Origin of the sequence: Streptomyces sp. CA-294286 (assembly GCF_050947155.1) — a bacterium.
Taxonomy (GTDB): Bacteria; Actinomycetota; Actinomycetes; order Streptomycetales; family Streptomycetaceae; genus Streptomyces.
Window position 1 is genome coordinate 4,360,104 of the sequence record NZ_CP192005.1, and the last position, 23,678, is coordinate 4,383,781.

Here is a 23,678-nt window from a genome sequence, read left to right on the forward strand (position 1 = left end):
GAGTGGAGTTCAACTCCAGGCTGCAAAGTGGCAGTTGAAAAGTTGACCTTCGTTCATGGGTGCTGGTCGCACGGTGCGGGGCGCGGTGTACGGATCCCCACCCGTTCACCGCGCCCCGGCACCTGAGCCGGACGACCGATTCCGCTGCCGTGCGCACCGCCGTCAAGCAGGACGAAGCCCCCCACGGCCTTCGCCCCGCCCATTCGGTGTCGCACCGCAACCGTCCGTCCGACACCGCCCAGCTTCCCGTCCGGCCACCCGGCGCCGCGAGCCGTTTCAAGTGTGGCCGAAAGGCCGTGGTGACCGGGTGTGAGTGCGTGCATACTCGACAGGGGCAATGGTTGCGGATGCAATCGACGGGCTAGGGTGGGGAGTTGGGTCGGTGGTGCTGCGTATCCACTTCACGGGGGAGGACCTCGCACGGGTGCGGATCGCCGCCCGTCCGGACGCCCTGTGGGAGACGGTCCTGAGCTTCCACCGGCTGCGCGACCGGCGCGGCGGACGGGTGTACGGCCAGTGGCGCAGCGAGGCCCGGACCCGGCTGGCGAGCGGCGGCAGGAGCGGCGGGCGCCGCATGCTCGCGTCCGTGGTGCCGCCGCGCGGCTACTTCCCCGACTTCCTCACCCCCGCGGAGGGCGTGCAGGGCTGGGAGGAAGGGGTGGCCGCGGTGCGGGCCACGCCGGAGGAGCGGGTGGCCGAGGAGGTCGGCCTGGTGAAGGGTGAGACGAAGGAACCTCCGGCGCTCGGAGCCCTCGTGGATGCCCTGGGCGACCATCACCGGGCCGCGGTCGCCCCGTACTGGCCGCATCTGCGCGCCCGCATCGAGGCCGACCGGGCGGCCAGGGGCCGGGCCCTCCTCGACGGCGGCACGGACGCGCTGCTCGCCTCGCTGCCGCCGGGACTGCGCTGGCGCCCGCCCGTGCTGGAAGCGGACTACCCCGCGGAGCGCGAGGTGCACCTGGGCGGACGGGGGCTGCGGCTCCAGCCGTCGTTCTTCTGCCAGGGGGCGCCGGTGATGCTGTACGACCAGAAGCTGCCACCGGTGCTGGTGTACCCGGTGGAGCACGCCGCGCCCCGCACCCCCGCCGCCTCGTCCGCGCCGTACCTCGGCCGCCTCGTCGGGCACACCCGGTCCGCGGTGCTGCGGGCCATCGAGCACGGCTGCACGACGAGCGAGCTGGCCCGCCGGGCCGGGGTGTCGCTCGCCTCCGCCAGCCAGCACGCGTGCGTGCTGCGGGAGGCGGGCCTGGTGGACACCCTGCGGCACGGCAGCGCCGTACTCCACTCGCTGACGCCGCTGGGGGCCGCCCTGCTGCGGGGCGGCGGCGGGACGGCCCCCGTGGCGCAGCAGCCGCTCTACGCCCGGAACGGGCCCGTCACCTCGTAGGTGATGCCGCCGGACGAGCTGCCGGACGTGCCGCGCTGGCTGGAGAAGTACAGCCGCTTGCCGTCGGGGGAGAAGGCCGGGCCGGTGATCTCCGAGCCGGACTGCCCGCTGACGCGCAGGAACGGCGCGACGACGTCGGCGGGGGTGATCATGCAGATCTCCATGTTGCCGCCGTCCTCGGCCACGTAGAGGTCGCCGGATGCGGTGCCGGTGACGTTGTCGACGCCGGTGAGGGGGGCGCTGCCGCCGGTGACCAGGGAGTCGTCGTAGGCGAGGTCCAGCCGCTGGGCCGCGGCGTCGTACTTCCAGACCCGGTTGTCGCCCTTGGTGGTGAAGAAGCAGACGTCGTTCGCGTAGTAGCAGCCCTCGCCGCCGGTGAAGCGCTTGGCGCCGGACACCTGGTTGCGGGTGGCGGTGGACGCGCCGGACGGGTCGGGGACGGTGGCCCAGGTGACCGGGCCGCTGGTGCCCGAGCCCATCCGCAGGACCTCCAGCTTGCCTGCGGAAAGGTTTCCCCAGGTGGTGGGGGTGAAGCGGTAGAAGCAGCCGTCCGAGACGTCCTCGGTGAGGTAGACGACCTTGCGGACCGGGTCGGCCGCCGCCGCCTCGTGCTTGAAGCGGCCCATGGCGTCACGGCGGACGGCCGCCTTCACGCCCCACGGGTCGGTCTCGTACACGTAGCCCCGGTCGACCTCCTCGCAGGACAGCCAGGTGTTCCACGGGGTCGTGCCGCCGGCGCAGTTCTGCCGGGTGGAGGACAGGATGCGGTACGCGGAGGTGATCGCGCCGGTGGCGGAGAAGCGGATCGCGCCCGCGCCGCCGGAGGGGTTGATCTCCGAGTTGGAGACGTAGATCCAGCCGCTGCCGTCGGCGTAGCAGGCGCCGCCGTCGGGAGCCTTGTGCCAGGTGTACGAGGTACCGGCGACCTTCTGCCCGGATCTGGCGACGACCCGGCTGGTGAATCCGGCCGGGAGCTGGATGCCGTTGGCGTCGGCGGACCGCAGCGCCCCGTACGGTCCGGCTCCCGGCTGCGCGGGATCGGCGTGCGCCGCGCCGCGCCACAGCGTGCCGCCGAACGCGGCGGCGGAGGTGCCTATGACGGCGGTGCGCAGGAAGGTACGGCGTTCCATGTCTCACTCCTGGGGTGGGGACGGTGTGACAACGGAACATAGGAGTAGGGAATTGACAGGGCGTCAACTCTCGGTGAATGCCGGGCGATCACCTGTCGCTTCGGCGCTGCTCGTCCCGCCGAGGGGGCGCGGGAAGGCCGACCGCCGTGCCGGCCGGGGGCGCGTCGGCCGCCGCGCACCCGGCCCGGGGTCACCGTTCCAGCAACGCCTTCAGTGCGCCGAGCCGTTCCCTCCAGAACTCCTTGGCGTCCGCCGCCGCCCCGGGGCCCGACAGCTTGGTGTGGGCGAGGGCGACGACGGTGCGGCCCGCTCCCTTGTCCGTGACCCGGACGGAGAGGCGGCCGGACAGCACGGCACTTCCCTGCGTGTCGTCGTAATCGGCGGTGAGCGCGGCGGCGGGGCGGTGGGTACGGAGCGCGAACCCGCTGTCCGGGAGCCACCGCCGGCGCACCTCCGGGTCGGTGAAGGCCGCCAGACAACGGTCCGCGGACGCCGTGACGGTCCGGCTCGCACTGCACTGCCAGTCGCCCGTGGAGGACTGGCCGGGCTGCCGCAGGCCCCGCTCCTGCTCGAACGCGACGGTGATCGACTGGGCGTACCAGCCGGACACGCCGTGCGCCTCGACGAGGTGACGGGCGATCTCGGCATGCGTGCGGGCGGTGGCGTCCCAGGCGTCGAGCACGGCGAACCAGTCGGACCAGGTCCCGCCGGTCCCGGAGCGCAGGGCGTCGTCGGAGAGCTTCTCGGTGATCCTGCGGCCGGTGGACGGGGTGGACGGGGTGGACGGGGTGGACGGGGTGGACGGGGTGGACGGGGTGGACGGGGCGGACGGGGAGGTCGGGGTGGACGGCGGCGTGGGGGGCGTGGATGTGCTGGGAGCGCCGGGCTTGCTGCGGGCGGCGCGGGCGGTGTCCTCGGCCTTCCGGCGGCGCGCGTTCGAATCCTGTGTCATTTTTCTTCCCAGGGGGCGATGAATTCTCGGCTCGCCCCCGGTCTATATCCGTGAAGGGCGACGGCAGAGGGGCCGCGCCGGACCGACAGAGACGAGAGAGCGCATCATGTCGCAGCAGACCCCGCAGATGATCTTCCTGAACCTCCCCGTCAAGGACCTGGAGGTCTCGAAGAACTTCTTCGTCGCACTGGGCTTCACGATCAACAAGCAGTTCTCGGACGACAAGACCGCGTCGGTCGTCATCAGCGACACCATCGTGGTGATGCTGCTGACCGAACCGCGCTTCAAGGAGTTCACCAAGAAGGACATCGCGGACACGGCGACCACCACCGAGGCCCTCATCGGCATCAGCGCCGAGAGCCGCGCCAAGGTCGACGAACTCTGCGACGCGGCCCTCGCGGCGGGAGCCACCCCCGCGAACGAGCCGATGGACTACGGCACCATGTACGGCCGCTCCTTCCAGGACCCGGACGGGCACAACTGGGAGGTCATCTGGATGGACCCGGCGGTCGTCGAGAACTGAGCGACGTCCCCGGCGGCGCCCGCGCGCGGCGCGGTGGGTCGGTGTGCCCCGCCCCCGGTGGGCCGGAGCGGCACGGCCCTGTCCGGGGGCGGGCGGGCCGGGGCGGTCGCGGGGCGGGAGGAAGGGGCGCCGGCCGTCTGCTCACGGAGCGGGTCCGCGCCATCGGCGAGTTCGTGCACGTACTCGGGGGGCGGACGGGAGGTTCGTGCACGCGCTCGGGGGGCGGGTGGGAGGTTCGTGCACGTACTCGGGAGGCGGGTGGGGGCCCTGGTCCCGAGCCGCAGCTCTGCGGCTCTGCGGCTCAAGGGGGTCGGCGGGCCGCCTTCCGCCACGCGCCTCCGCCGCTTCTCCCGCCTCGGGTCAGATCTGGAGCTCGCCCATGTCGCTCCAGTCCGTCGCGCCCTCGATCGTCGTGCTGACGATCCGGGGCGTGCGGCGCAGCAGCGGGCGCATCGCGTCCAGGCCCGCGCGGAAGTGGTCCGAGGTCACGTGCGCCTCGGCCGCGTCGTCCTGGAAGGCCTCCACCAGCACGTACTCGTTCGGGTCCTCGACACTGCGGGACCACTCGAACCAGAGGTTGCCGGGCTCGGCGCGCGTCGCCGTGGTGAAGGCGTCCACGTGCTCCCTCCAGGAGTCGACGTACTCGGGCTTGACGGGAAACTTCACGACAATAAAGATCATTGGCCCATTCTAGGGCGGCCGGTACGCCGCCGCCGGGCCGGACCCGGTGTCGGTCCGGCCCCGGGTCCGGGCCGCCCTTAATCCCCCTTCAGGGCTGTCTCAAGGCTGCCTTAAGGAACCGTCGTACCGCCTCTGACCAGCTCGTTCGCACTCCAGGTGGGCCTAGATTCGGCGGCGTGACGATCGAGGCCACCTCAGTGCAGGCAGACGCCTACCCCGCCCTGGCGGCGTACCTGTCCCGTGCGGACGCCCCTGCCGCCGCCCCTGCCGCCGCCCCCGTGGCGGGGGCCCCGTGGGGCCCGGGGGCCGAGGCGGCGACGGCGGGCCCCGGGGTGCCGCCCCCGCCCCGCACGCCTCCGGCGGCCGTGTCCGTGCGAACGCCGCCGCGGCTCCCGCCCCGCACCGTGCGGGCCGGGATCGTCGGCGGGGTCGGTGTGGTGTGCGTGACGTGGGGCGTGCAGGCGGTTCCGTCGTTCCGGCTGGACGTGGTGTTCGCGTCCGCCGCGCACCTCAGCGGGCTGCTCGCCGGGTACGGGGTGCTCGTCATGCTGTTCCTGATGGCGCGGGTGCCGGCCGTCGAGCACGGGGTGGGGGCCGACCGGCTCGCACGGTGGCATGCCCAGGGCGGACGGTACGTGCTGTCGCTGTGCGCGGGGCACGGGCTGCTCGCGCTGTGCGGGTACGCCGTGCACGCGGACGTGGACCTGTTCACGGCCGCCGTCGACCTGCTCGGATACGGCGGGATCCTCGCCGCTACGGCGGGGACCGCACTGCTGGCGGCGGCCGGGGTGAGCTCCGTGCGCACCGTACGGCGGAAGGTAGGGCACGAGGCGTGGCGGGCCGTCCACCTGCTGACGTACGCGGGGGCCGCCCTGGCCTTCGCGCACCAGCTGGTCGGACCCGACGTGGCCGGGAGCCCGGTGACGCTGTGGGGGTGGGCGCTGCTGCACGCGGGAGTGGCGGTGCTGCTGCTCTGGTACCGGGCCGTGGTGCCGGTACGGCAGACCCTGCGGCACAGTCTGCGGGTGCGCGAGGTACGGGACGAGGGGCCGGGCGTCGTGTCCGTACTGGTGCAGGGGATCGGGGTGGCGGAGCTGCGGGCCGAGCCCGGACAGTTCTTCCGGTGGCGGTTCCTGCAACGGCGCGTCTGGCACACGGCGCTGCCGTTCTCGCTGTCGGCGCCGGTGAAGGACGACACGCTCCGGATCACGGTCAAGGCCGCCGGGGACCACACGCGGCGGCTGCGGCGGCTGCGCCCGGGGACGCGGGTGGTGGCGACGGGGCCCTTCGGGGCGATGACCGCGCACCGGCGGACCCGGCGGAAGGTGCTGCTGATCGCCGGCGGAGTGGGAATCACCCCGATGCGGGCGCTCTTCGAGACGCTGCCGGGCGGCCCGGGGGAGGTGACGCTGCTCTACCGGGCACGGCACGCGGGGCAGTTGGTGCTGCGCGCCGAACTGGAGGAGATCGCCCGGCGTCGAGCGGCCGGACTGCACTTCCTGCTGGGCGCGTCGGACTCCGGGTACGACCCGCTCGCCCCCCGTGCCCTGTGCGCCCTGCTGCCCGACATCGCGGAGCACGACGTGTACCTGTGCGGGCCGCCCGGGATGGCGGACGCGGCGGTCGCGTCGCTGCGACGGGCCGGGGTGCCGGACGCCCGCATCCACACCGAGAACTTCACTCACTGAGGACACCTCTGACATGGCACGACACCGCAGACCCGTCCCCGTCCGGCCCGCCGCCGTCGCCGAGCGCGCCCGCCGGCACGTCGCCGGCGGCCTGCTCGGAGCGAGCGCCCTGGCCGCCGCCTGCCTGGTCGTCCTCGTCGAACCGGCCGCGCCGCCCGCACCCGACCGGCTGCCGGACCGGCCCGCCGCGGGCAGCTCAGATGTTGCTCAAATTTCAACTGAGTAAGTGACGCAGTGCGGGTGCGCTCCGTACTGTCGTGATCATGCCCGATATATCGCTGACCACGATCCTGCTGCTGTGCCTGGCTGCCGCCGCCGCCGGATGGATCGACGCGGTGGTCGGCGGAGGCGGGCTGCTGCTCCTTCCGGCGCTGGTCATGGGGTTGCCGGGCACCATGGCGAGCACGTTCGCACTCGGGACGAACAAGGCGGTCGCCATCGTGGGCACGACGGGGGCCGCGCTCACGTACGTCCGCAAGGCGCCCGTCGACGTGAAGATCGCGGTACGAGTCGGACTGGCCGCGCTCGCCGGGTCCATGTCCGGCGCGTTCTTCGCCGCCGGGATCAGCAACGAGGTCATGCGCCCCATGATCATGGTGGTGTTGGTCGGGGTCGGCACCTTCGTCATCTTCCGGCCCGGCTTCGGCACCGCCCCCGCCACCGGGCCCGCCACGCGGCAGCGCATCCTCGCCGCGATCGCCCTCGCGGGACTCGGCATCGGCTTCTACGACGGGCTGTTCGGACCCGGCACCGGAACCTTCCTGGTGCTCGCGCTGACCGCGATCCTGCACTTCGACATGGTGACCGCCTCCGCCACCGCGAAGATCGTCAACGTCTGCACGAACGCGGGCGCGCTGGCGATGTTCGCCCACCAGGGGTACGTGCTCTGGCAGTTGGGGCTGCTGCTGGCGGCCTTCAACCTCGCGGGGGCGATGTGCGGGGCGCGCACCGCGCTCAAGAAGGGCAGCGGATTCGTGCGGGTGGTGCTGCTGGTGGTCGTCTTCACGCTGGTCGCGAAGCTGGCGTACGACCAGTGGGTGGCGGCGTGAGCGCCGGGGCGGAGCCGGGCACCGCGACGGCCGCCCGCCCCGCTTGCCGTACCGGCTCGCGAGCCGCTTGCCGAGCAGGTTCCCGAGCCGCTTCCCGAGTCGCTTTCCGTACCGCGTCCCGTGCCGGCTCCCGTACTGCCTGCCGAGCAGGTTCCCGTACCGCTTGCCGTGCCGGCTCCCGCGCGGCTTCCCGTACCGGTTTCACGTCCGTGAGGTGGGCGTACACCACCACATTGCCCCGGTAGCCCTTGCCCTCGACGAAGCCGCCGCCGCACGTGATCACGCGCAGTTCCGGGCGCGCGGCCCTGCCGTAGACCTTGCTGTCGGGGAAGTCGGCCGCGTCGTACACCTCGATCGCGTCGATGGTGAAGACGGCGGTGCGGCCGTCCTCGCGCACCACCTCCACCGTGTCTCCCTTGCGCAGCGCGCCGAGGCGGTAGAAGGCGGCCGGTCCCGTGGCCGTGTCGACGTGGCCGGCCACGACGGCCGTCCCGGTGGAGCCCGGCGGGGTGCCGTCCCGGTACCAGCCCGCGAGGTTCGGTTCGTCCCTCGGCGGTACGTCGAGGCCGCCGGAGGCGTCGAGTCCCAGGCCGGCCAGCGGGGTGTCCACCCGGATCTGCGGGATGCGCAGGCGCACCGGGGCGGACGGGGGGAGAGGAGCCGGGGCGTCGGTCGCGGGCCCGGCGTCGGGGTACTCGCCCGACTGCCCCGAACCCCGCCGGCCCGCGGGCGGGTCCGGGCTCCCGGACCGTGCCCCCGACCGGTCGGCGCGGTCCGGCGCGAACGCCTCGGCGGCGCCCGGCTGCGGCGGCGCGACGCCGTCCGCCGCGCCGTCCTGGATCAGCCACAGTCCGGCGAGAGCGGCGATCACCACGGCGGCGCACTGGGTGCGCAGCCGGGCGCAGTCCGCGCCCACCGGCTCTCGGGGCACATGCATAGGCGGCGCTCCCACTCGTGCGTACGGCCCTTCGTCCTGCGTGCGTGTGGCCCGTCCCGGTGAGGTGCGGCCCGGTCGCGTGCGGCCGGTACGGGCGGGTCGGTACGGTGTGCGCCCCGGTCGGCGGGGCGGGCGGGGTAGGTACGGTGTGCGCCCCGGTCGGCGGGGCGGCGGGGTCCTCACGGTGTGCCGCCCGGCCGGGTGCGGTACGGGGTGGGGCCCGCGTCCCCGCCCGGGACTCATGGTGAAGGGCGGGGGCGCGGGCGGTGACGGCTCAGCCGCCGCGCGTGCCGCTCGCCCGGCGGCGCAGCAGCCAGGTGCCGCCCACGGCGGCTGCGGCCAGAAGGGCCACCCCCGCCGCGATCTGGGAGGTGCCCGGGGCGGACGTGCCGCCACCGACGCCGGTACGGACGTGACCGGTGGGAGCGGTGGGGTGCGTGGTGTGGGACGGGCCGGTACTCGGTCCCGCGCCCCCCGTCACCCACACGTCGCCCGTCGCCGCCCCGATGCCGTCCGCGCAGTTCACCGTGATCCCGTAGTCGCCCTGTGCGGTGCCCGAGGGGACCGTGAACTGCCCGACCAGCACCTCCTTGTGGGTGCTCGGCTCCATCACGAAGTCGCCGAGGCCGAGCGAGGAGGCGTCGCCGGTGCCCTTCGTCCCGGGCCCGCACGCGGTGGTGTTGACGGTGACGACAGTGCCGGGCGAGACCGTCGGCGGGTTGAACTCCAGCATCGCGGGTTCCGTGTCCTCCGCGTACGCAGCCCCGCCCACGGCGGCGCCCAGCGCGAGCGCGGCCACGGCCGTGACGAGAGCCGCTCGGGCCGGTCGGACGAGGGCGGGCTTGCGCATGGGGGCCTCCGGGACATACCGCTCGTTCTCGTGCTGGTCACTGCCTTCGAGATAAGCGGTGGGTGGCCCTGAGCGCCTGCCGAGAGGGCGGGGACGGGGCGGTACGGGGGACCCCGTCACCCGTACGCGGGACAGTAACCGCAGGTCGCCGGGGGTAGCAGGGCCTCGGAAGGGCGACCGGCCCAAATGGGTGAGGGGCGGCTGTCCTGGAGGCAGGCGGAGCCGGGACGCCCGCCCGGACCCGTACGGGGCGGAATGCGGGTGAGGCGTCATCCGGTCACGGTAATCGCCCCGTAACGGCCGCGGCGGGCGGCCCGTGCGCACCCTGTACCGGCCCCGGAAAACAGTTCCTTCCGAGCCGCTTGACCTCAACCCCGCTTGACGTAAGAGCGTTCTCGGCATGGACATCAACAGCACCGCACTCCACGCCCCCGCAGCCGCCGACTCCCGTACCAAAAAGCCCCTCCGGCTCGCCGTGATCGTCGCGAGCAACCGCGAGGGCCGGTTCGCGCCCGTCATCCGTGACTGGTTCCTCGCCCGCGCCGAGCAGTTCGGCGGGCTGGAGATCGAGGTCGTCGACGTGGCGCAGGTCGAGCTGCCCACCGCGCTCTCTTCCCGGCCCTCCGGCCAGGTGGCGGAGGAACTCGCCCGGACCTCCGCCCGGTTGGCGACGGCCGATGCCTTCGTCGTCGTCACCCCCGAGTACAACCACTCCTACCCCGCAGGTCTCAAGAACCTGATCGACTGGCACGGCGTCGAATGGCACGCCAAGCCGGTGGGCTTCGTCTCCTACGGAGGACTCTCCGGCGGTCTGCGGGCCGTCGAGCACCTGCGCCAGGTCTTCGCCGAACTGCACGCCGTCACCCTCCGCGACACCGTCTCCTTCCACGGGCCGTGGGGCCAGTTCGACGAGAGCGGCCGGCACACCGACCCCGAAGCGCCCGAGGCGGCAGCCAAGTCCCTCCTGACCCAGCTCGCCTGGTGGGCCCACGCCCTGCGGGACGCCAAGGCCGTCCGCCCGTTCGCCGCCTAGCGGCCCCCGACGGGGGGCGGCGGCCGGATCAGTCCTCCGGCGGCTGGTCCTGCGGCTGCGCCCGGGGCAGCGTCACCACCGCCACCGCGCCTCCGTCGTCCGGGTCGTTGAAGAGTTCCACCTCGGCGCCGATCGCCCGCGCCTGGCCGAACGCGATCGTCAGCCCGAGCCCGGTGCCCCGCCCGCGCTCCGCGGCCCCCGTGCGGAACCGCTGCGGCCCGTCCACCAGCAGTGCCGGCGGAAATCCGGGCCCGTGGTCGCGGACCACCAGGCGCGGTCCCTCGACGCGCACCTCCACCGGATCCGCCCCGTGCCGGCGGGCGTTGGCGACGAGGTGCGTGACGATCCGCTCCAGTCTGCGCACATCCGTCGTCACGTACGTGTCGGGGCCCCCGGGCCCCGCGAACGGGCACCCCAGCCGCGCCGTGGCCGAGGCCACCAGCGTGCCCAGCGGGCGCACCACGAGGTCCGGCACCTCGGTGTCCGAGTCCAGCCGGGCGACTTCCAGGAGGTCCTCGGTCAGCGTGCGCAGAACAGCCACCCGGCCCCGCACCAGCTCGGTGGGCCGCCCCGGCGGCAGCAGCTCGGCGGCCGTCTGCAACCCGGTGAGCGGGGTGCGCAGTTCGTGCGCCACGTCGGCGGTGAACCGCTGCTCGGCCTCGATGCGGCGCTGCAGGGAGGCAGCCATGGTGTTGACGGCTGCCGACAGTTCGGCGACCTCGTCCTTGCCCGACGTCCCGGGCGGCCCGTCCGGGCGGCCCGAGATGCGGGCGTCCAGCTCGCCGTCGCTGATCCTGCGGGCGGTGGCCGCGGCGGTGCGCAACTGCCGGCTCAGCCGGGAGGCGACGGCCGTCCCGCCGAGCGCGGCGAGCGCGACGACGAGCGCGCCCCACACCACCAGGTTCCGGTCCAGTTCACGGATCTCCGCGCGCTGCGCGCCCAGCGGCAGCCGCACCGACAGCACGTGGTCGCCGACCGGCCGGGCCGCCCACACGGCGGGGTCGGGACCGGACAGGTCGAGATAGGTGTTGCGGTTTCCCCCGCGCGCGTCGGCCGCCAGGGCGGGCGGCAGGTCGGCGGCGTCCAGGGCGGCGCCCGTGTCGCGCGGGTCGACGCGCCCGGTCAGCTCGTACAGCTGCCGCACCCGGTACAGCTCGGCCACCGCCGCCTCGCGGGCGGTGCCGGCGACCTGCGCGCTGCGGGCCTGGTGGATCAGGACGCCGATGGCGAGGGCCACCAGCGCGGCTCCGGCGGCCGGCAGCGCGGCGATCTTCCAACGGAGGCTGAGCCCGGCGACGAAGGTCCGCAGGCGGCGGACGGACCGGCGGATCACCGGGCGGACCCGGGAGCCGCGGGAGTGCGGCCGGGGGCCGCGGGAGTGCGGCCGGGGGCCGCGGGGACCGGCTCGTCGTCCCGGCCGGGGTCCTGGCGCGGGGGAGCGGGGGTGGGCACCGAGGTCGGCGGCGCGCCGGGTTGTGTGCCCGGTGCCGGGACCGGGGTGCCCGGCTGCGGGCCGCCGTCCGGGTCCGTGGCTCCGCTGTCCGTGCTGAAGCTCCGTACCTCGCTGACGGTGATCATCCGGTTGCCGTCCCAGCGGTAGCGGACGGTCTGTTCGCCGCCGTCGGCAGCGGACCCCCGGACCACCAGGTCCACACCGACGGCCTCGATCACCGGCCGCACTCCACTGGTGTGGAGGATCGGCACGATCTGCGACCCGCGCACCGTGTACACCGCCACCACCACCCGTCCGCTCTCCAGGTCCACCGCGCTGATCAGTTCGTCGCGTCCGTCGCCGGTCAGGTCGCGCAGTTCCGCGGGGCGGACGCCGGGCGCGCCCGGCGCGCGCCGGACGCCGCCTTGCGTGAGCGCCTTCATCCGCGGGTCGGCGCGCAGCACCGTCACCTGGTCCAGCGCGGCGAACCCGCCCGCGGGCACGGCGGGGGCGTCGGGCAGCGGCTCGGGGGCGGGCCGCAGTTCCGGGTCGGTGACGGCGTCCGAGGGCGAGGGCGACTCCGGCGACCAGTCGGACCACAGCTTCTCGGGGACCGGCTGGGCGCTGGCGGCCGGGGCGGGCTCGCTCCTGCCGAGCCCCGAGGGGGCGCCGCAGGCGGCGAGCACGACGCACAGGGACGCCGCAGCGGCGGCCGGTGCGGCGACGCGCGCGCGGCCCCCGCGCGGGTGCGTACGGAGAGACATGCGGAGAGGCATGGGTGGGGGATGCCGCCTGTGGGGTCTGGGGGGGCGCCGGGGGCCCCGGCCGCCACCGTGGGTTCCCCGACCTTAGGCACTGTGCATCACGGCGGTCCGGACATTCTGTAACAGCCATGCGTACGGCCCCGCTCAACTGTCCCACCCTCTCATCCCCGCTCGTCGCAGGACCGGCCCTCCGACGCCGCTCCAGCTCCTCCGTTCCGCCCCCCGCTCGGCCCCGGGTGACTCCGCATCCTCATGCCTTCGGGGCTGGACATACGCGTGATTGACGAACGCTCGGGCGAGCGACGCACTCGAACGGGTGTAAGCGGTTTGGTAGTTGGGCGCGCCGAGTAGCAACCTGCCGTGCATGCACAGCACCCACCTCAAGACCCTGTTCACGGCGGCGGCCATGGCCGCGACGTTCCTCGCGCCCGCGGCCGAGTCCCACGCGGCCGAATCCGGCCTGCCGACGGTGGCCGCCGCACCCGACTACCAGCAGTGGGTGGGCCGGACGCTCGTACGCAACGGGAAGCAGCCGCCCGCCTCCATGCCCGTCGACCGCCTCGTGCACGAGCGCGACCTCCCCGAGCCGCACCGCGTCATCACGCCCGGCTCCTTCACGACGATGGACTACGTCGAGGACCGGGTGAACGTCCACGTCGACGAGCACGACACCATCACCCACGTCGACTTCGGCTGACCCGCCCAGCCCCACTTCCCGGTGCCCGCCGCGCCGCCCGTCCCGCGGCGGGTCCGCACGCCCCCGCCGCGCCGCCCTCCCCTTCGCCGCCCCACCCGTCTCCCGCCGCGCCGCCCTCCCCGTCCCCGCCCCGCGGCGCGCGGGCGCCGGTCTCTCCGTCCCCGGTCCGCGTCGCCCTCGCCGCCCCCGCCCCCTCGGCGCGCGGGTGCCGACCGGGGCGGCGGCCGGTGGGTCAGCGTCCCGCGCTCCCCGCCAACGCCTCGGCCACCCCCTTCTCCCGCTCGCCGAGGAAGTGCGGGTCGGGCTTGAACACGGCGTCCAGTGCGGCCTTGCCCGCCGCGAACATCTCCCGCGCGCCGCCGTAGTACCAGGTCGCGTCGTGCACGTCGGCCACGCCGACCCCGAAACCCTCGACGCCCGCCGCGTCGCAGAGGGCGACGGCCCGCCGGATGTGGAAGCCCTGGCTGACCAGCACGGCCCGGTCCACCCCGAAGATCTTCTTGGCGCGCACGCACGAGTCCCAGGTGTCGAACCCGGCAAAATCGCTCACGACGTGCCCGTCCGGCACCCCGTGCCGCACCAGATAGGCGCGCATCGCATCGGGCTCGTCGTACTCCGCGCGCCCGTTGTCCCCGGTCACCAGCACCACGCGCACCTTCCCCGCCCGGTACAGCTCGGCCGCCGCGTCCAGCCGCCGCGCCAGGTACGGGGTGGGCTCGCCGTGCCACAGGCCCGCCCCGAAGACGATCGCCACGTCCCGCGCGGGCGCCTGTGCCACCGCGCCGACGCGCCCGTCGGCGGTCGCGTACGTCCACGTGGACGGCAGCAGCGCCAGTACGCATCCGGCCATCACCGCCTGTGCGACGTGCCGTTTCCGGGGCCGCTCTCCCGCGCCCCGTCCGAAGACCCGCATGCTGTTTCCCCGCTGCCCCGCACCGCCCCGGCGGCCGTGCCTCCGTGTTCTTCCGACGCGTGACAGGTCCCGGCAGTTCCGTCGTTCCCCTGGGGACTTCCGAGAACTTGTGCTATTGCGCAGCGCATGGTGCGCTTATCGGAGGGCACACGAGTGGCGGAGGTTGATAACGATGGTTCCCCTGATTCTCGTCCTGATCCTGATCCTGATCCTTTTCGGTGCCGGATTCGCAGTAAAGGCCCTCATGTGGGTGGCGCTCGCGCTCCTGGTGCTGTGGCTTCTCGGATTCGTCGCGCGTTCCAACGGCCCGGGTGGCCGACGTGGCCGCTGGTACCGCTGGTAGAGCGGGTGTGACAGAGGAGTCGTAGGACATCGGTCCCTTGCGGGCGGCCCGAGCGTATTTCCGCTCGGGCCGCCCGCATTTCCGCCGTGCCCCGTTTCCTGCGGCCCGCGCCCCGGTGGATTCCGGCCGAATCGTGGGACCCCGTGTAGAAGCCGGAACTCCGGGCACTCGGCCGGTGCGGGGAATTCCGCAGGTTGCACATTACGGCGGATCATTTTCCCTGGTTCGACCGGTACAACTGCCGACGATGAAGGAGCTGTTCATGAGCGAGAACATCTGGGGCTACCAGCCGACGTCCGGCCACCAGCCGGGCACCACCCTCACCGACTACAAGGTCGAGGCGACGGACGGCAGCATCGGCAAGGTCGACAAGCACTCCGACGAGGTCGGCTCCGCCTACCTCGTCGTCGACACCGGCGTCTGGATCTTCGGCAAGCACGTGCTGCTGCCCGCGGGCACCGTCAAGCGGGTCGACGCTGCCGAGAAGAAGATCTACGTGGACCTCACCAAGGACCAGATCAAGGACGCGCCCGAGTTCGACAAGGACAAGCACGTCGGCGACCCGGGCTACCACGATCAGGTCGGTGGCTACTACGGCAAGCACCGGCGCGTCTGAGCGGACCGCGCAGCGCACGAACGGCCGGGGACCTCGTCCCCGGCCGTTCCGGTGTGCGGAGTGGGCGTGGAGCCGTGGCCTGGTGTGCGGAGTGGGGGTGGGGCCGTGGTCCGGTGTGCGGGCGGGCCAAAAACCCCGGCGGCCGGACCGGAACGCACCGCATACTCGCCGCATGACGACCGACGACAGGGCGACCGTGCGGATCGGTGCCCAGGACGAGGACCTCCAGAACCGTCTCGACAAGGAACTCACCGACTTCAACAACCGGGCGACCGGCGCGTACGACGAACAGGAGCTGTCCGTCCGCGTCACCGACGACCGGGGCGAACTGATCGGCGGGCTCACCGGCGTCACCTGGGGAGGTCTCTGCTCCGTCAACATGCTCTGGGTACGGGAGGACGCCCGGCACGCCGGCTGGGGGCGCACACTGATGCGGGCCGCCGAGGAGGAAGCGCTGCGGCGCGGCTGCGACCGGGCGGCCGTCTCCTCCTTCACCTTCCAAGCACCGGACTTCTACCGGGCATTGGGGTACGCGGAGACGGGGCGCATGCCCGGGATCCCCGGCGGGAACGAGGACGTGTACTTCTTCAAGAGGCTCACCTAGCGCTCCCGGCGGCCACCACGGCACCCGCGCGCCATCCGCGCGCCGCTCCCGGCACGGAGGATCGGCCGCATGCCGACGGGGTCGTCGGCCACACCGCGAACCGCGCACGGGGCGCCACGCAGGACCCGCGAGGCACAGCGGTCGCCCCGCCCGCCTGAGACCGCCGACGCAACCGCCGACGCGACCCCGATGCGACCGCCGAAGCAACCGGCGCCGCGGCACCGCTTCCCGTACCGCTTCCTGACCTGCGCATCGAAGCACGCATGACTGTCGGCGCCTGCGGTTACGGTCGTCCCTATGGAAAGCACCGCATACGACTCGGCCGCGACACAGCGCTGGGACGCCGAGCCCGACAAACGGCCCGGCAGGACCGCGTTCCAGCGCGACCGCGCCCGCGTGCTGCACTCCGCCGCACTGCGCCGCCTCGCAGGGAAGACGCAGGTCGTGACCCCCGGCTCCCGGAGCCAGGTCTGGGACTCCAGCCCCCGCACCCGGCTCACGCACTCGCTGGAGTGCGCCCAGGTCGGCCGGGAGCTGGGCGCCGCCCTCGGCTGCGACCCGGACCTCGTGGAAGCGGCCTGTCTCTCGCACGACATGGGCCACCCGCCCTTCGGCCACAACGGCGAACTGGCCCTGAACGACTTCGCCAAGGACTGCGGCGGCTTCGAGGGCAACGCGCAGTCGCTGCGCCTCCTCACCCGCCTCGAACCCAAGCGCTTCGTGCACGACCCGCGGAGCGGCGAACTCCTCAGCGTCGGCCTCAACCTCACCCGGGCCGCCCTGGACGCCGCGACCAAGTACCCGTGGACGCGCGGCGGTCATCCCGCCGACCCGGACTCCGTGAAGTTCGGCGTGTACGAGGACGACCTCCCCGTCTTCCTGTGGGTCCGCGAGGGAACCCCCGAGTTCCGCAAGTGCTTCGAGGCGCAGGTCATGGACTGGTCCGACGACGTCGCGTACTCGGTCCACGACTTCGAGGACGGCCTGCACGCCGGGCACCTGGACCCCAACCTCCTGCTGGCCGAACCGGAGCGCCGCGAGATCTACCGGGTGGCCAGGGGCCGCTACGTCCCCGAGGACACCGACCCCGCCGAACTGGCAGAGGCACTGGACCGGCTGATGGACCAGGAGTGGTGGCCGCACGGCTACGACGGCTCGGCGCTCGCCCAGGCCCGCCTGAAGGACGCGACGAGCCAGCTCATCGGCCGCTTCTGCCTCGCGGCGGAGAGCGCGACCCGGGCCGCCCACGGGGACGGCCGGCTCACCCGGTACGCCGCCGAACTGGTCGTCCCGCGCGAGACGCGCAACGAGTGCGCCGTGCTGAAGGCGGTCGCCGACCGGTACGTCATGCAGCGCGAGGAACAGGAACGCCTGCGCGCCGACCAGCGCATCGTCATCGCGGAGCTGGCGGAGGCATTGACGGCCCGCCCGACCGACGGGCTGGACCCTCAGTTCCGCGCCCTGTACGACACGGCGGAGGACGACCGGGCCCGCAAGCGGGTCCTGGTCGACCAGATCGCCGCCCTGACGGACGCATCGGCCCGCTCCCTGCACGGGCGACTGACGCGGCGGTAGGCGGCCACCGGTACCGCGTCGCGGCACCGGCGGGGGTGGAGCGCCCCGGGCGGGGGCCGGGGGAGGCGAGCCGCGGGAAAGCGGGAACCCTCGGGAGCGGGGAACTCCGGTACCGCGTCGCGGCACCGGCGGGGGCGGAGCGCCCCGGGCGGGGGCCGGGGGACGCGAGCCGCGGGGGAGCGGGTACCCATCGAAGCGGGGGGACTCCCGAACCCCACGGTCCCGTCCGCCCGTGGCCCCGCAGGGACGTCCTACCTCCCCGAGCCGCCCTCCAGCAGCGCCTGACCCAGAGGCGTCCTCCGGTGCACCACCGACGACCCCCTCCGCTCCGACCTCACCAGCCCCGCCTCCCGCAACACCGTCGCGTGCCTGCTGGCCGTCGACAGGGTGAGCCGGAGCGCCGACCCGAGCTGTGTGGTCGTCATGGGCCGTCCCAGTGCGTCCAGGACCGCTGCCCTGGTGTGCCCGATCAGCTGGGCCACCGGCAGCCCGCCCGCTGGTGCGGACCCGTCCCGGACGGCCCGCGACCGCAGCAGCCACCCCGGTTCCGGCGTCAGCGGATGCACCAGTACGGGAGGAAGCGCGGGGTCGGCCAGCGCCACCGGTTGCCGCACGCAGAAGAACGACGGGATCATCGTCAACGCCCGTCCTTCGAGGGCGAGTTCCCTGGTCACGGGATACTCGGCCTCCAGTACCCGTCCGCCCTCCCGCCAGGTCAGTTCCGGCTGGTAGCTGGCCAGCAGGCCGTCCGCGCCGTCCTCCAGCGCCGCCTCCGCCCGCAGCGGCCGGTCCGCCGCCACGGCCGCCCGTACGTCCCCCAGGTACGGGGCGACCGCGACCGCGTAGAACCGCCGCAGCGCCTCCCCGAGCCGGACGAGCGCCTCCACGTCCCCCTCCGCGAGCCGCCGCGCCATCTCCGGCACCGGCTCGCCGGGGTCGTCCTCGCCCGCGAAGACCCGCCCCAGCTCGTCGCTCAGCCGTCGGCGCGGCGTCGACAGCACCTGGTCGATGCCGGTCTCCAGGTCGGCGATCCCCTGCCCCGGCGTCAGGAAGTCCGGGAAGTACGCGGCCCACGGGCAGAGCCGGGCCAGGGCGGCAGTGGTGGCCGTCAGCCCCTCGCGGGCGAGCGCCTCCCGCACCTCCCGGCGCCAGGGATCGAAGACGAGCGCGGCCTGCCTGTTCTGCAGGAGGTGCAGGGCGTGCACGAGGTCCCAGAGCGGGTCCGGCAGGGCGGCGACCCGCAGCCGGTTCAGGTCCTCCGCGGTGAAGTGGATGCGCAGCACGGGTGCACCTGGCCCTTCGTCTTCCGCAGCACGTGCACGGGAGCATCCACGAGCGTAGTGACCCGCCGCCGGAATGAGACGTTCCCTTTGCGTTGTGCACGAAAGCCCCGCCGACCGTACACATCGCGCCGACCCTGGGGGTGCGGTGGCCGCGGAGGGCCCGCGGGGGAGACGTCCGCGGCTGCCGCCCCCGGCCCCGGAGAGGAGCCCGCGGCGGCCGGCGAGCACCTCCGAGCACTCGCGCCCCGTACCTCGCCGTCGTCATCCTTCACCCCACCCCCCTCTTCCCCCTTCACGCTCCGTGCGGGACGCTCGCTGGGGGCGGTGTGCGCGCGAACACGCGCGGACGCCGTCCGGCGACAGCGCACCGAAGCGGCGTGCGGCCCGCGCGACAGCGGCCCGCGTACGGTTCGAGGCACACAGGGCACAGCGGTGGAGGCAACGAAGTGGTCGACGCAGATCAGACGTATCTCATCGTCGGCGGAGGACTGGCCGGGGCGAAAGCGGCCGAAACCCTCCGTCACGAGGGGTTCACCGGCCGGGTGATCCTCATCGGCGACGAACGCGACCACCCCTACGAGCGGCCGCCGCTGTCGAAGAAATTCGTCACCGGCGACGACGACCGCGACAGCGTCCTCGTCCAGGAACCCGGCTGGTACGCCGCCCACGACGTCGAACTGCACCTCGGCCAGCCCGTCCTGCGCCTCGACCGGGACGCGAAAACCGTCACGCTCGGCGACAACACCCGCATCGGCTACGACAAACTCCTCCTGGCCACCGGTTCCGAACCGCGCCGGCTCGACATCCCCGGCACGGGTCTCGCCGGCGTCCACCACCTGCGCCGCCTCTCGCACGCCGAGCGGCTGCGCGGCGTCCTCGCCACCCTCGGCCGGGACAACGGCCACCTGGTGATCGCCGGGGCCGGCTGGATCGGCCTGGAGATCGCCGCCGCGGCGCGCGGCTACGGGGCGGAGGTCACCGTCGTGGAGGCCGAGCCCACCCCGCTGCACTCCGTGCTGGGCCCCGAGCTCGGCCAGCTCTTCACCGACCTGCACGCCGAGCACGGCGTCCGCTTCCACTTCGGGGCCCGCCTCACCGAGATCGTCGGCCAGGACGGCCTGGTCCTGGCCGTCCGCACCGACGACGGGGAGGAACACCCCGCCCACGACGTCCTCGCCGCCATCGGCGCAGCCCCGCGCACCGCCCTCGCCGAGGCCGCCGGTCTTGCCCTGGTCGACCGGGAACACGGCGGCGGCATCGCCGTCGACGGCCGGCTCCGCACCTCCGACCCCGACATCTACGCCGCCGGCGACGTGGCCGCCGTGCCCCTGCACCTGCCGGGCTCCCCGCTGGACGGCCACCGGCTGCGCGTCGAGCACTGGGCGAACGCGCTGAACGGCGGGCCTGCCGCCGCGAAGTCCATGCTCGGCCGCGGAGCGCCGTACGACCGCATCCCGTACTTCTTCTCCGACCAGTACGACCTGGGGCTGGAGTACGTGGGGTGGGCGCCGCCGGGGACGTACGACCAGGTGGTGGTGCGCGGCGACGCGGGAAAGCGGCAGTTCATCGCGTTCTGGCTGAAGGACGGCCGGGTGCTCGCCGGGATGAACGTCAACGTGTGGGACGTCACCGACCACGTCAAGCAGCTCGTCCGCAGCGGAAACCCGGTGGACCAGCACGACCTCGCCGACCCCTCCGTGCCGCTGGAGCGGCTGACCGTCCCCGGCTGACGGGCGGGAGCGACGGGCGGAGCCCGCGGACGGAGCTGGGGGAAGGAGTGTCCGACCCTCCCCGTACACTTCACGCGTGGCAGGCAGGATCAACGACGACGACGTGAAGGCGGTCCGGGAGGCGCTCCCGATCGACGCCGTCGTGTCCGAATACCTTCAGCTCCGCAACGCGGGCGGCGGCAACCTCAAGGGCCTCTGCCCCTTCCACGACGAGAAGTCGCCGTCCTTCCAGGTCAGTCCGAGCAAGGGTCTCTTCCACTGCTTCGGCTGCCAGGAGGGCGGCGACACGATCGCCTTCGTGATGAAGATCGACCACCTCACCTTCGCGGAGACGGTCGAGCGTCTCGCCGCGCAGGCGGGCATCACCCTGCGGTACGAGGAGGGCGGCTACAACCCCTCCACGCAGCGCGGCGAGCGCACCCGCCTGGTGGAGGCGCACAAGGCCGCCGCCGAGTTCTACGTCCAGCAGCTGGAGAGCGCCGAGGCGGAGATCGGCCGCACCTTCCTCGCCGAACGCGGCTTCGACCAGGCCGCAGCCGCCCACTTCGGCGTCGGCTACAGTCCGGCCGGCTGGGACCACCTCACCCGCTTCCTGCGCGGCAAGGGCTTCAGCGACAGGGAACTCATCACCTCCGGCCTCTCCCAGGACGGCCGCCGCGGCCCCATCGACCGCTTCCGGGGCCGCCTGATGTGGCCGATCCGCGACATCGGCGGCGAGGTCGTCGGCTTCGGCGCGCGCAAGCTCCGCGAGGACGGCACCGACAACGGGCCCAAGTACCTCAACACCCCCGAGACCCCCATCTACAAGAAGTCCCAGGTCCTGTACGGCATCGACCTGGCCAAGAAGGAGATCGCCAAGACCAGCCGCGCGGTCGTCGTCGAGGGCTACACCGACGTCATGGCCTGCCACCTGGCCGGTGTCACCACCGCCGTCGCGACCTGCGGCACCGCCTTCGGCGGCGACCACATCAAGATCCTCCGCCGCCTGCTGATGGACAACGGCGCGGCCCGCGTGATCTTCACCTTCGACGGGGACGCGGCGGGCCAGAAGGCCGCCCTGCGCGCCTTCGAGGACGACCAGAAGTTCGCCGCCGAGACGTACATCGCCATCGCCCCCGACAACATGGACCCGTGCGACCTGCGCCTCATCAAGGGCGACCAGGCGGTCGTCGACCTGACGCAGCCCCGTACCCCGCTCTTCGAGTTCGCGCTGCGGCAGATCATCTCCCGGTACGACCTGGAGACCCCGGGCGGCCGGGCCGCCGCCCTCGACGAGGCCGGCCCGGTCGTGGCCCGGATCAAGAACAGCGCCTCCCAGCACGAGGTCGCCGTCCAGCTCGCGGGCATGCTCGGCATCCTCGACACCCAGTTCGTCGTCAAGCGGATCGGACAGCTCGCGCGCTGGGCCAAGGACCGCGGCGGACGCGGCCCCGCGCCCTCCGCGCCGCAGTCCCGGCAGCAGGGGTACGACGCCGGGCCCGTCGCCCCGGCCCCGGCGGGCCCCGCGCTCAACCTGCGCAGCCCCGTCCACCGCACCGAGCGCGAACTGCTCAAGCTCGCGCTCCAGCGCCCCGACCTGGTCTCGCCCGCCTTCGACGCGTACGGCGCCGACGAGTTCACCGCACCCCCGTACGCGGCCGTACGGCAGACCATCGAGGAGGCGGGCGGCGCCGAACTGGGCGCCCACAACCCCGCCGACTACCTCGCCCGGGTGCGCGAGACCGCCCTCAACGACCAGGTCAGAGCCATGGTCACGGAACTCGCCGTCGAAGCGATCCACGCCAAGTCGGTCGACGAGATCTACGCGGGCGTCCAGCTCGTCCAGGTCCGGCTGCGCGCCGTCGACCGCCGCATCCTCGAAGTGCAGGGCTCCCTCGCCCGCGTCGGCAGCCACGGCGATCCGCAGCACCTCGCCGCCGTGCAGAACGAGCTGTGGGTCCTCCAGCAGTACGCCCAGTCCCTGCGCAACCACGGGGTGGCGGCGCTCTAGCCCGTCGGGCGGGCGTGGGAGCGGGTCGGGGCCCGGGACGGTACGGGCTGCGCGGGACGCCCGGGACGCGGGCCGAGGCGGCTCGGGCCGACCGGGCTCCGTTCGGTCACGCGGGGTCCGGCCGGGGGCGGCGGGACGGCTCGCCCCCGCGTCCCGTTCGCCGCATATGCCGGGGGTTCTTCCGGGTAACCGTCCGGTTACGGACCGGACTCAGAAAGTCCCCGCACGCCCCTCGCGGCGGCCGTGTGTCGCACCCCACACTGGTTGCGGTGCCTGTGGGCCCGTCCGGCCCCGAACCGGCAGCGTTCACCCTGGAGGTCGCCCCCGTGCAGACCCAGACCCTGGCCGATCTGGTTGCGGCCGTACCCGTGCAGAGCCGCGCCGAGCACCACCCGGATACCGCGTCGGTCGTCGAACAGGCCGTCGCCGCCGAGGACGCGCCGGCCGCACGGGACGGCGCACTCCTCGACCCGGAGCAGGCGCCGGAGTCCGCGGACCGGACCGAGCGCCCCGACCAGCCCGAGCGCCCGGCCAGGGCCGCGGACTCCGCCGGTCCGTCCTCCGACCTCTTCCGTCAGTACCTGCGCGAGATAGGCCGCATCCCCCTCCTCACCGCCGCCGAGGAGGTCGAACTCGCCCGCAGCGTGGAAGCCGGCCTCTTCGCCGAGGAGAAACTGGCGGGCGCCCACGACCTCGACTCCCAACTCGCCCTGGACCTCGACACCTTGGTCGTACGGGGGCGGATGGCCAAACGCCGGCTGATCGAGGCCAACCTGCGCCTCGTCGTCTCCGTGGCGAAACGGTACATCGGTCGCGGCCTGACCATGCTCGACCTCGTCCAGGAGGGCAACCTCGGCCTGATCCGCGCCGTCGAGAAGTTCGACTACGCCCGCGGTTTCAAGTTCTCCACGTACGCCACCTGGTGGATCCGCCAGGCCATGTCCCGCGCCCTCGCCGACCAGGCCCGCACGATCCGGGTCCCGGTCCACGTCGTGGAGCTCATCAACCGGGTCGTCCGGGTCCAGCGCCGCCTGCTCCAGGAGCGGGGGTACGAGCCGAGCGCGGCCGAGGTCGCCGCGCAGCTCGACCTCACCCCGGAACGGGTGGGGGAAGTGCTGCGGCTCGCCCAGGAGCCGGTCTCGCTGCACGCTCCCGTCGGCGAGGAGGACGACGTGGCGCTCGGCGACCTCATCGAGGACGGCGATGCGGCGTCCCCCGTGGAATCCGCCGCCTTCCTGCTGCTGCGCGAGCACCTGGAAGTGGTCCTCTCCACGCTCGGCGAACGCGAACGCAAGGTGGTCCAGCTCCGCTACGGACTCGTGGACGGGCGCCCGCGCACGCTGGAGGAGATAGGCCGCATCTTCGGCGTGACGCGCGAACGCATCCGCCAGATCGAGTCCAAGACGCTCAACAAGCTCCGCGACCACGCCTTCGCCGACCAACTCCGCGGCTACCTGGACTGACCCCAGCCCCGCCCCACCCCCTCGTATCCTCCTTGGGC

Annotated in this window: 21 protein-coding genes and 1 pseudogene; 13 read left to right on the plus strand and 9 right to left on the minus strand. The window is 73.5% G+C overall.

Annotated features, from left to right (window positions below):
• Positions 1 to 385 precede the first annotated feature (385 nt).
• A complete protein-coding gene (locus tag ACQPZG_RS23990; protein WP_433549523.1) occupies positions 386 to 1,387 on the plus strand; it encodes an ArsR/SmtB family transcription factor in 1,002 nt (333 codons plus the stop codon).
• On the opposite strand, the gene ACQPZG_RS23995 is transcribed toward ACQPZG_RS23990, so the two are convergent.
• Together ACQPZG_RS23995 and ACQPZG_RS24000 are read right to left on the minus strand one after the other, a co-directional pair.
• On the minus strand, positions 1,357 to 2,517 hold the full coding sequence (locus ACQPZG_RS23995) for an alkaline phosphatase PhoX (protein WP_433547785.1): 1,161 nt from the start codon (positions 2,515 to 2,517) through the stop codon (positions 1,357 to 1,359). The two genes, ACQPZG_RS23990 and ACQPZG_RS23995, sit on opposite strands and share 31 nt — an antisense overlap.
• A 190-nt stretch (positions 2,518 to 2,707) precedes the next feature.
• On the minus strand, positions 2,708 to 3,469 hold the full coding sequence (locus tag ACQPZG_RS24000) for an EthD domain-containing protein (protein WP_433547786.1): 762 nt from the start codon (positions 3,467 to 3,469) through the stop codon (positions 2,708 to 2,710).
• Positions 3,470 to 3,575: 106 nt separating this feature from the next.
• Here ACQPZG_RS24000 and ACQPZG_RS24005 point away from each other — a divergent pair, with 106 nt between their 5' ends.
• Positions 3,576 to 3,992, plus strand: coding sequence for a VOC family protein (locus ACQPZG_RS24005; RefSeq protein WP_433547787.1), 417 nt, complete (start codon positions 3,576 to 3,578; stop codon positions 3,990 to 3,992).
• Positions 3,993 to 4,352: 360 nt separating this feature from the next.
• On the opposite strand, the gene ACQPZG_RS24010 is transcribed toward ACQPZG_RS24005, so the two are convergent.
• Entirely contained in the window at positions 4,353 to 4,673 is a 321-nt protein-coding gene (locus ACQPZG_RS24010) for a putative quinol monooxygenase (protein ID WP_433547788.1), read from the minus strand.
• A gap of 176 nt (positions 4,674 to 4,849) precedes the next feature.
• Between ACQPZG_RS24010 and ACQPZG_RS24015 the strand changes: the two genes are divergently transcribed.
• Positions 4,850 to 6,361 (plus strand): ferredoxin reductase family protein, encoded by a 1,512-nt coding sequence (locus ACQPZG_RS24015; protein WP_433547789.1) that lies wholly within the window; start codon positions 4,850 to 4,852, stop codon positions 6,359 to 6,361.
• 263 nt (positions 6,362 to 6,624) lie between these two features.
• Entirely contained in the window at positions 6,625 to 7,410 is a 786-nt protein-coding gene (locus ACQPZG_RS24020) for a sulfite exporter TauE/SafE family protein (protein WP_433547790.1), read from the plus strand.
• A 199-nt stretch (positions 7,411 to 7,609) separates the two neighbouring features.
• Here the strand turns inward: ACQPZG_RS24020 and ACQPZG_RS24025 are convergent.
• Together ACQPZG_RS24025 and ACQPZG_RS24030 are read right to left on the minus strand one after the other, a co-directional pair.
• Positions 7,610 to 8,347: pseudogene (locus tag ACQPZG_RS24025) on the minus strand (class F sortase); the annotation flags it as partial.
• 274 nt (positions 8,348 to 8,621) lie between these two features.
• On the minus strand, positions 8,622 to 9,197 hold the full coding sequence (locus ACQPZG_RS24030; RefSeq protein WP_433547791.1) for a hypothetical protein: 576 nt from the start codon (positions 9,195 to 9,197) through the stop codon (positions 8,622 to 8,624).
• Between the two features lie 400 nt (positions 9,198 to 9,597).
• On the opposite strand from ACQPZG_RS24030, the gene ACQPZG_RS24035 reads away from it, so the two are divergent.
• Positions 9,598 to 10,230 carry an NADPH-dependent FMN reductase gene (locus tag ACQPZG_RS24035; RefSeq protein ID WP_433547792.1) on the plus strand — a complete coding sequence of 211 codons (633 nt, stop codon included), beginning with the start codon at positions 9,598 to 9,600 and terminating at the stop codon, positions 10,228 to 10,230.
• 28 nt (positions 10,231 to 10,258) lie between these two features.
• On the opposite strand, the gene ACQPZG_RS24040 is transcribed toward ACQPZG_RS24035, so the two are convergent.
• Positions 10,259 to 11,563 carry an ATP-binding protein gene (locus ACQPZG_RS24040; protein ID WP_433547793.1) on the minus strand — a complete coding sequence of 435 codons (1,305 nt, stop codon included), beginning with the start codon at positions 11,561 to 11,563 and terminating at the stop codon, positions 10,259 to 10,261.
• Positions 11,560 to 12,426 (minus strand): hypothetical protein, encoded by an 867-nt coding sequence (locus ACQPZG_RS24045; RefSeq protein ID WP_433547794.1) that lies wholly within the window; start codon positions 12,424 to 12,426, stop codon positions 11,560 to 11,562. Before ACQPZG_RS24045 ends, ACQPZG_RS24040 begins: the two co-directional genes overlap by 4 nt.
• A 364-nt stretch (positions 12,427 to 12,790) precedes the next feature.
• On the opposite strand from ACQPZG_RS24045, the gene ACQPZG_RS24050 reads away from it, so the two are divergent.
• Positions 12,791 to 13,123 (plus strand): I78 family peptidase inhibitor, encoded by a 333-nt coding sequence (locus ACQPZG_RS24050; protein WP_433547795.1) that lies wholly within the window; start codon positions 12,791 to 12,793, stop codon positions 13,121 to 13,123.
• A gap of 232 nt (positions 13,124 to 13,355) precedes the next feature.
• Here ACQPZG_RS24050 and ACQPZG_RS24055 read toward each other — a convergent pair whose 3' ends face one another.
• Positions 13,356 to 14,036, minus strand: a complete 681-nt coding sequence (locus ACQPZG_RS24055) for a SanA/YdcF family protein (RefSeq protein ID WP_433547796.1) — start codon at positions 14,034 to 14,036, stop codon at positions 13,356 to 13,358.
• Between the two features lie 172 nt (positions 14,037 to 14,208).
• On the opposite strand from ACQPZG_RS24055, the gene ACQPZG_RS24060 reads away from it, so the two are divergent.
• The 4 genes from ACQPZG_RS24060 (at position 14,209) to ACQPZG_RS24075 (ending at position 17,174) form a co-directional block, all read left to right on the plus strand.
• Entirely contained in the window at positions 14,209 to 14,379 is a 171-nt protein-coding gene (locus tag ACQPZG_RS24060) for a hydrophobic protein (protein ID WP_185026243.1), read from the plus strand.
• Positions 14,380 to 14,641: 262 nt separating this feature from the next.
• Entirely contained in the window at positions 14,642 to 14,995 is a 354-nt protein-coding gene (locus ACQPZG_RS24065) for a PRC-barrel domain-containing protein (RefSeq protein ID WP_433547797.1), read from the plus strand.
• 172 nt (positions 14,996 to 15,167) lie between these two features.
• Positions 15,168 to 15,599, plus strand: coding sequence for a GNAT family N-acetyltransferase (locus ACQPZG_RS24070; protein WP_433547798.1), 432 nt, complete (start codon positions 15,168 to 15,170; stop codon positions 15,597 to 15,599).
• 297 nt (positions 15,600 to 15,896) lie between these two features.
• On the plus strand, positions 15,897 to 17,174 hold the full coding sequence (locus ACQPZG_RS24075) for a deoxyguanosinetriphosphate triphosphohydrolase (protein ID WP_433547799.1): 1,278 nt from the start codon (positions 15,897 to 15,899) through the stop codon (positions 17,172 to 17,174).
• 251 nt (positions 17,175 to 17,425) lie between these two features.
• On the opposite strand, the gene ACQPZG_RS24080 is transcribed toward ACQPZG_RS24075, so the two are convergent.
• Positions 17,426 to 18,457, minus strand: coding sequence for an ArsR/SmtB family transcription factor (locus ACQPZG_RS24080; protein ID WP_433547800.1), 1,032 nt, complete (start codon positions 18,455 to 18,457; stop codon positions 17,426 to 17,428).
• Positions 18,458 to 18,903: 446 nt separating this feature from the next.
• On the opposite strand from ACQPZG_RS24080, the gene ACQPZG_RS24085 reads away from it, so the two are divergent.
• From ACQPZG_RS24085 to ACQPZG_RS24095, 3 genes are all read left to right on the plus strand, one after another.
• Positions 18,904 to 20,187 carry an NAD(P)/FAD-dependent oxidoreductase gene (locus ACQPZG_RS24085; RefSeq protein ID WP_433547801.1) on the plus strand — a complete coding sequence of 428 codons (1,284 nt, stop codon included), beginning with the start codon at positions 18,904 to 18,906 and terminating at the stop codon, positions 20,185 to 20,187.
• Between the two features lie 76 nt (positions 20,188 to 20,263).
• The gene (dnaG, locus tag ACQPZG_RS24090) at positions 20,264 to 22,177 is read left to right on the plus strand and encodes a DNA primase (protein WP_433547802.1); all 1,914 of its coding nucleotides are present in this window, start codon (positions 20,264 to 20,266) and stop codon (positions 22,175 to 22,177) included.
• Between the two features lie 245 nt (positions 22,178 to 22,422).
• Positions 22,423 to 23,640, plus strand: a complete 1,218-nt coding sequence (locus tag ACQPZG_RS24095; RefSeq protein ID WP_433547803.1) for an RNA polymerase sigma factor — start codon at positions 22,423 to 22,425, stop codon at positions 23,638 to 23,640.
• The last annotated feature ends 38 nt before the right edge of the window (positions 23,641 to 23,678 follow it).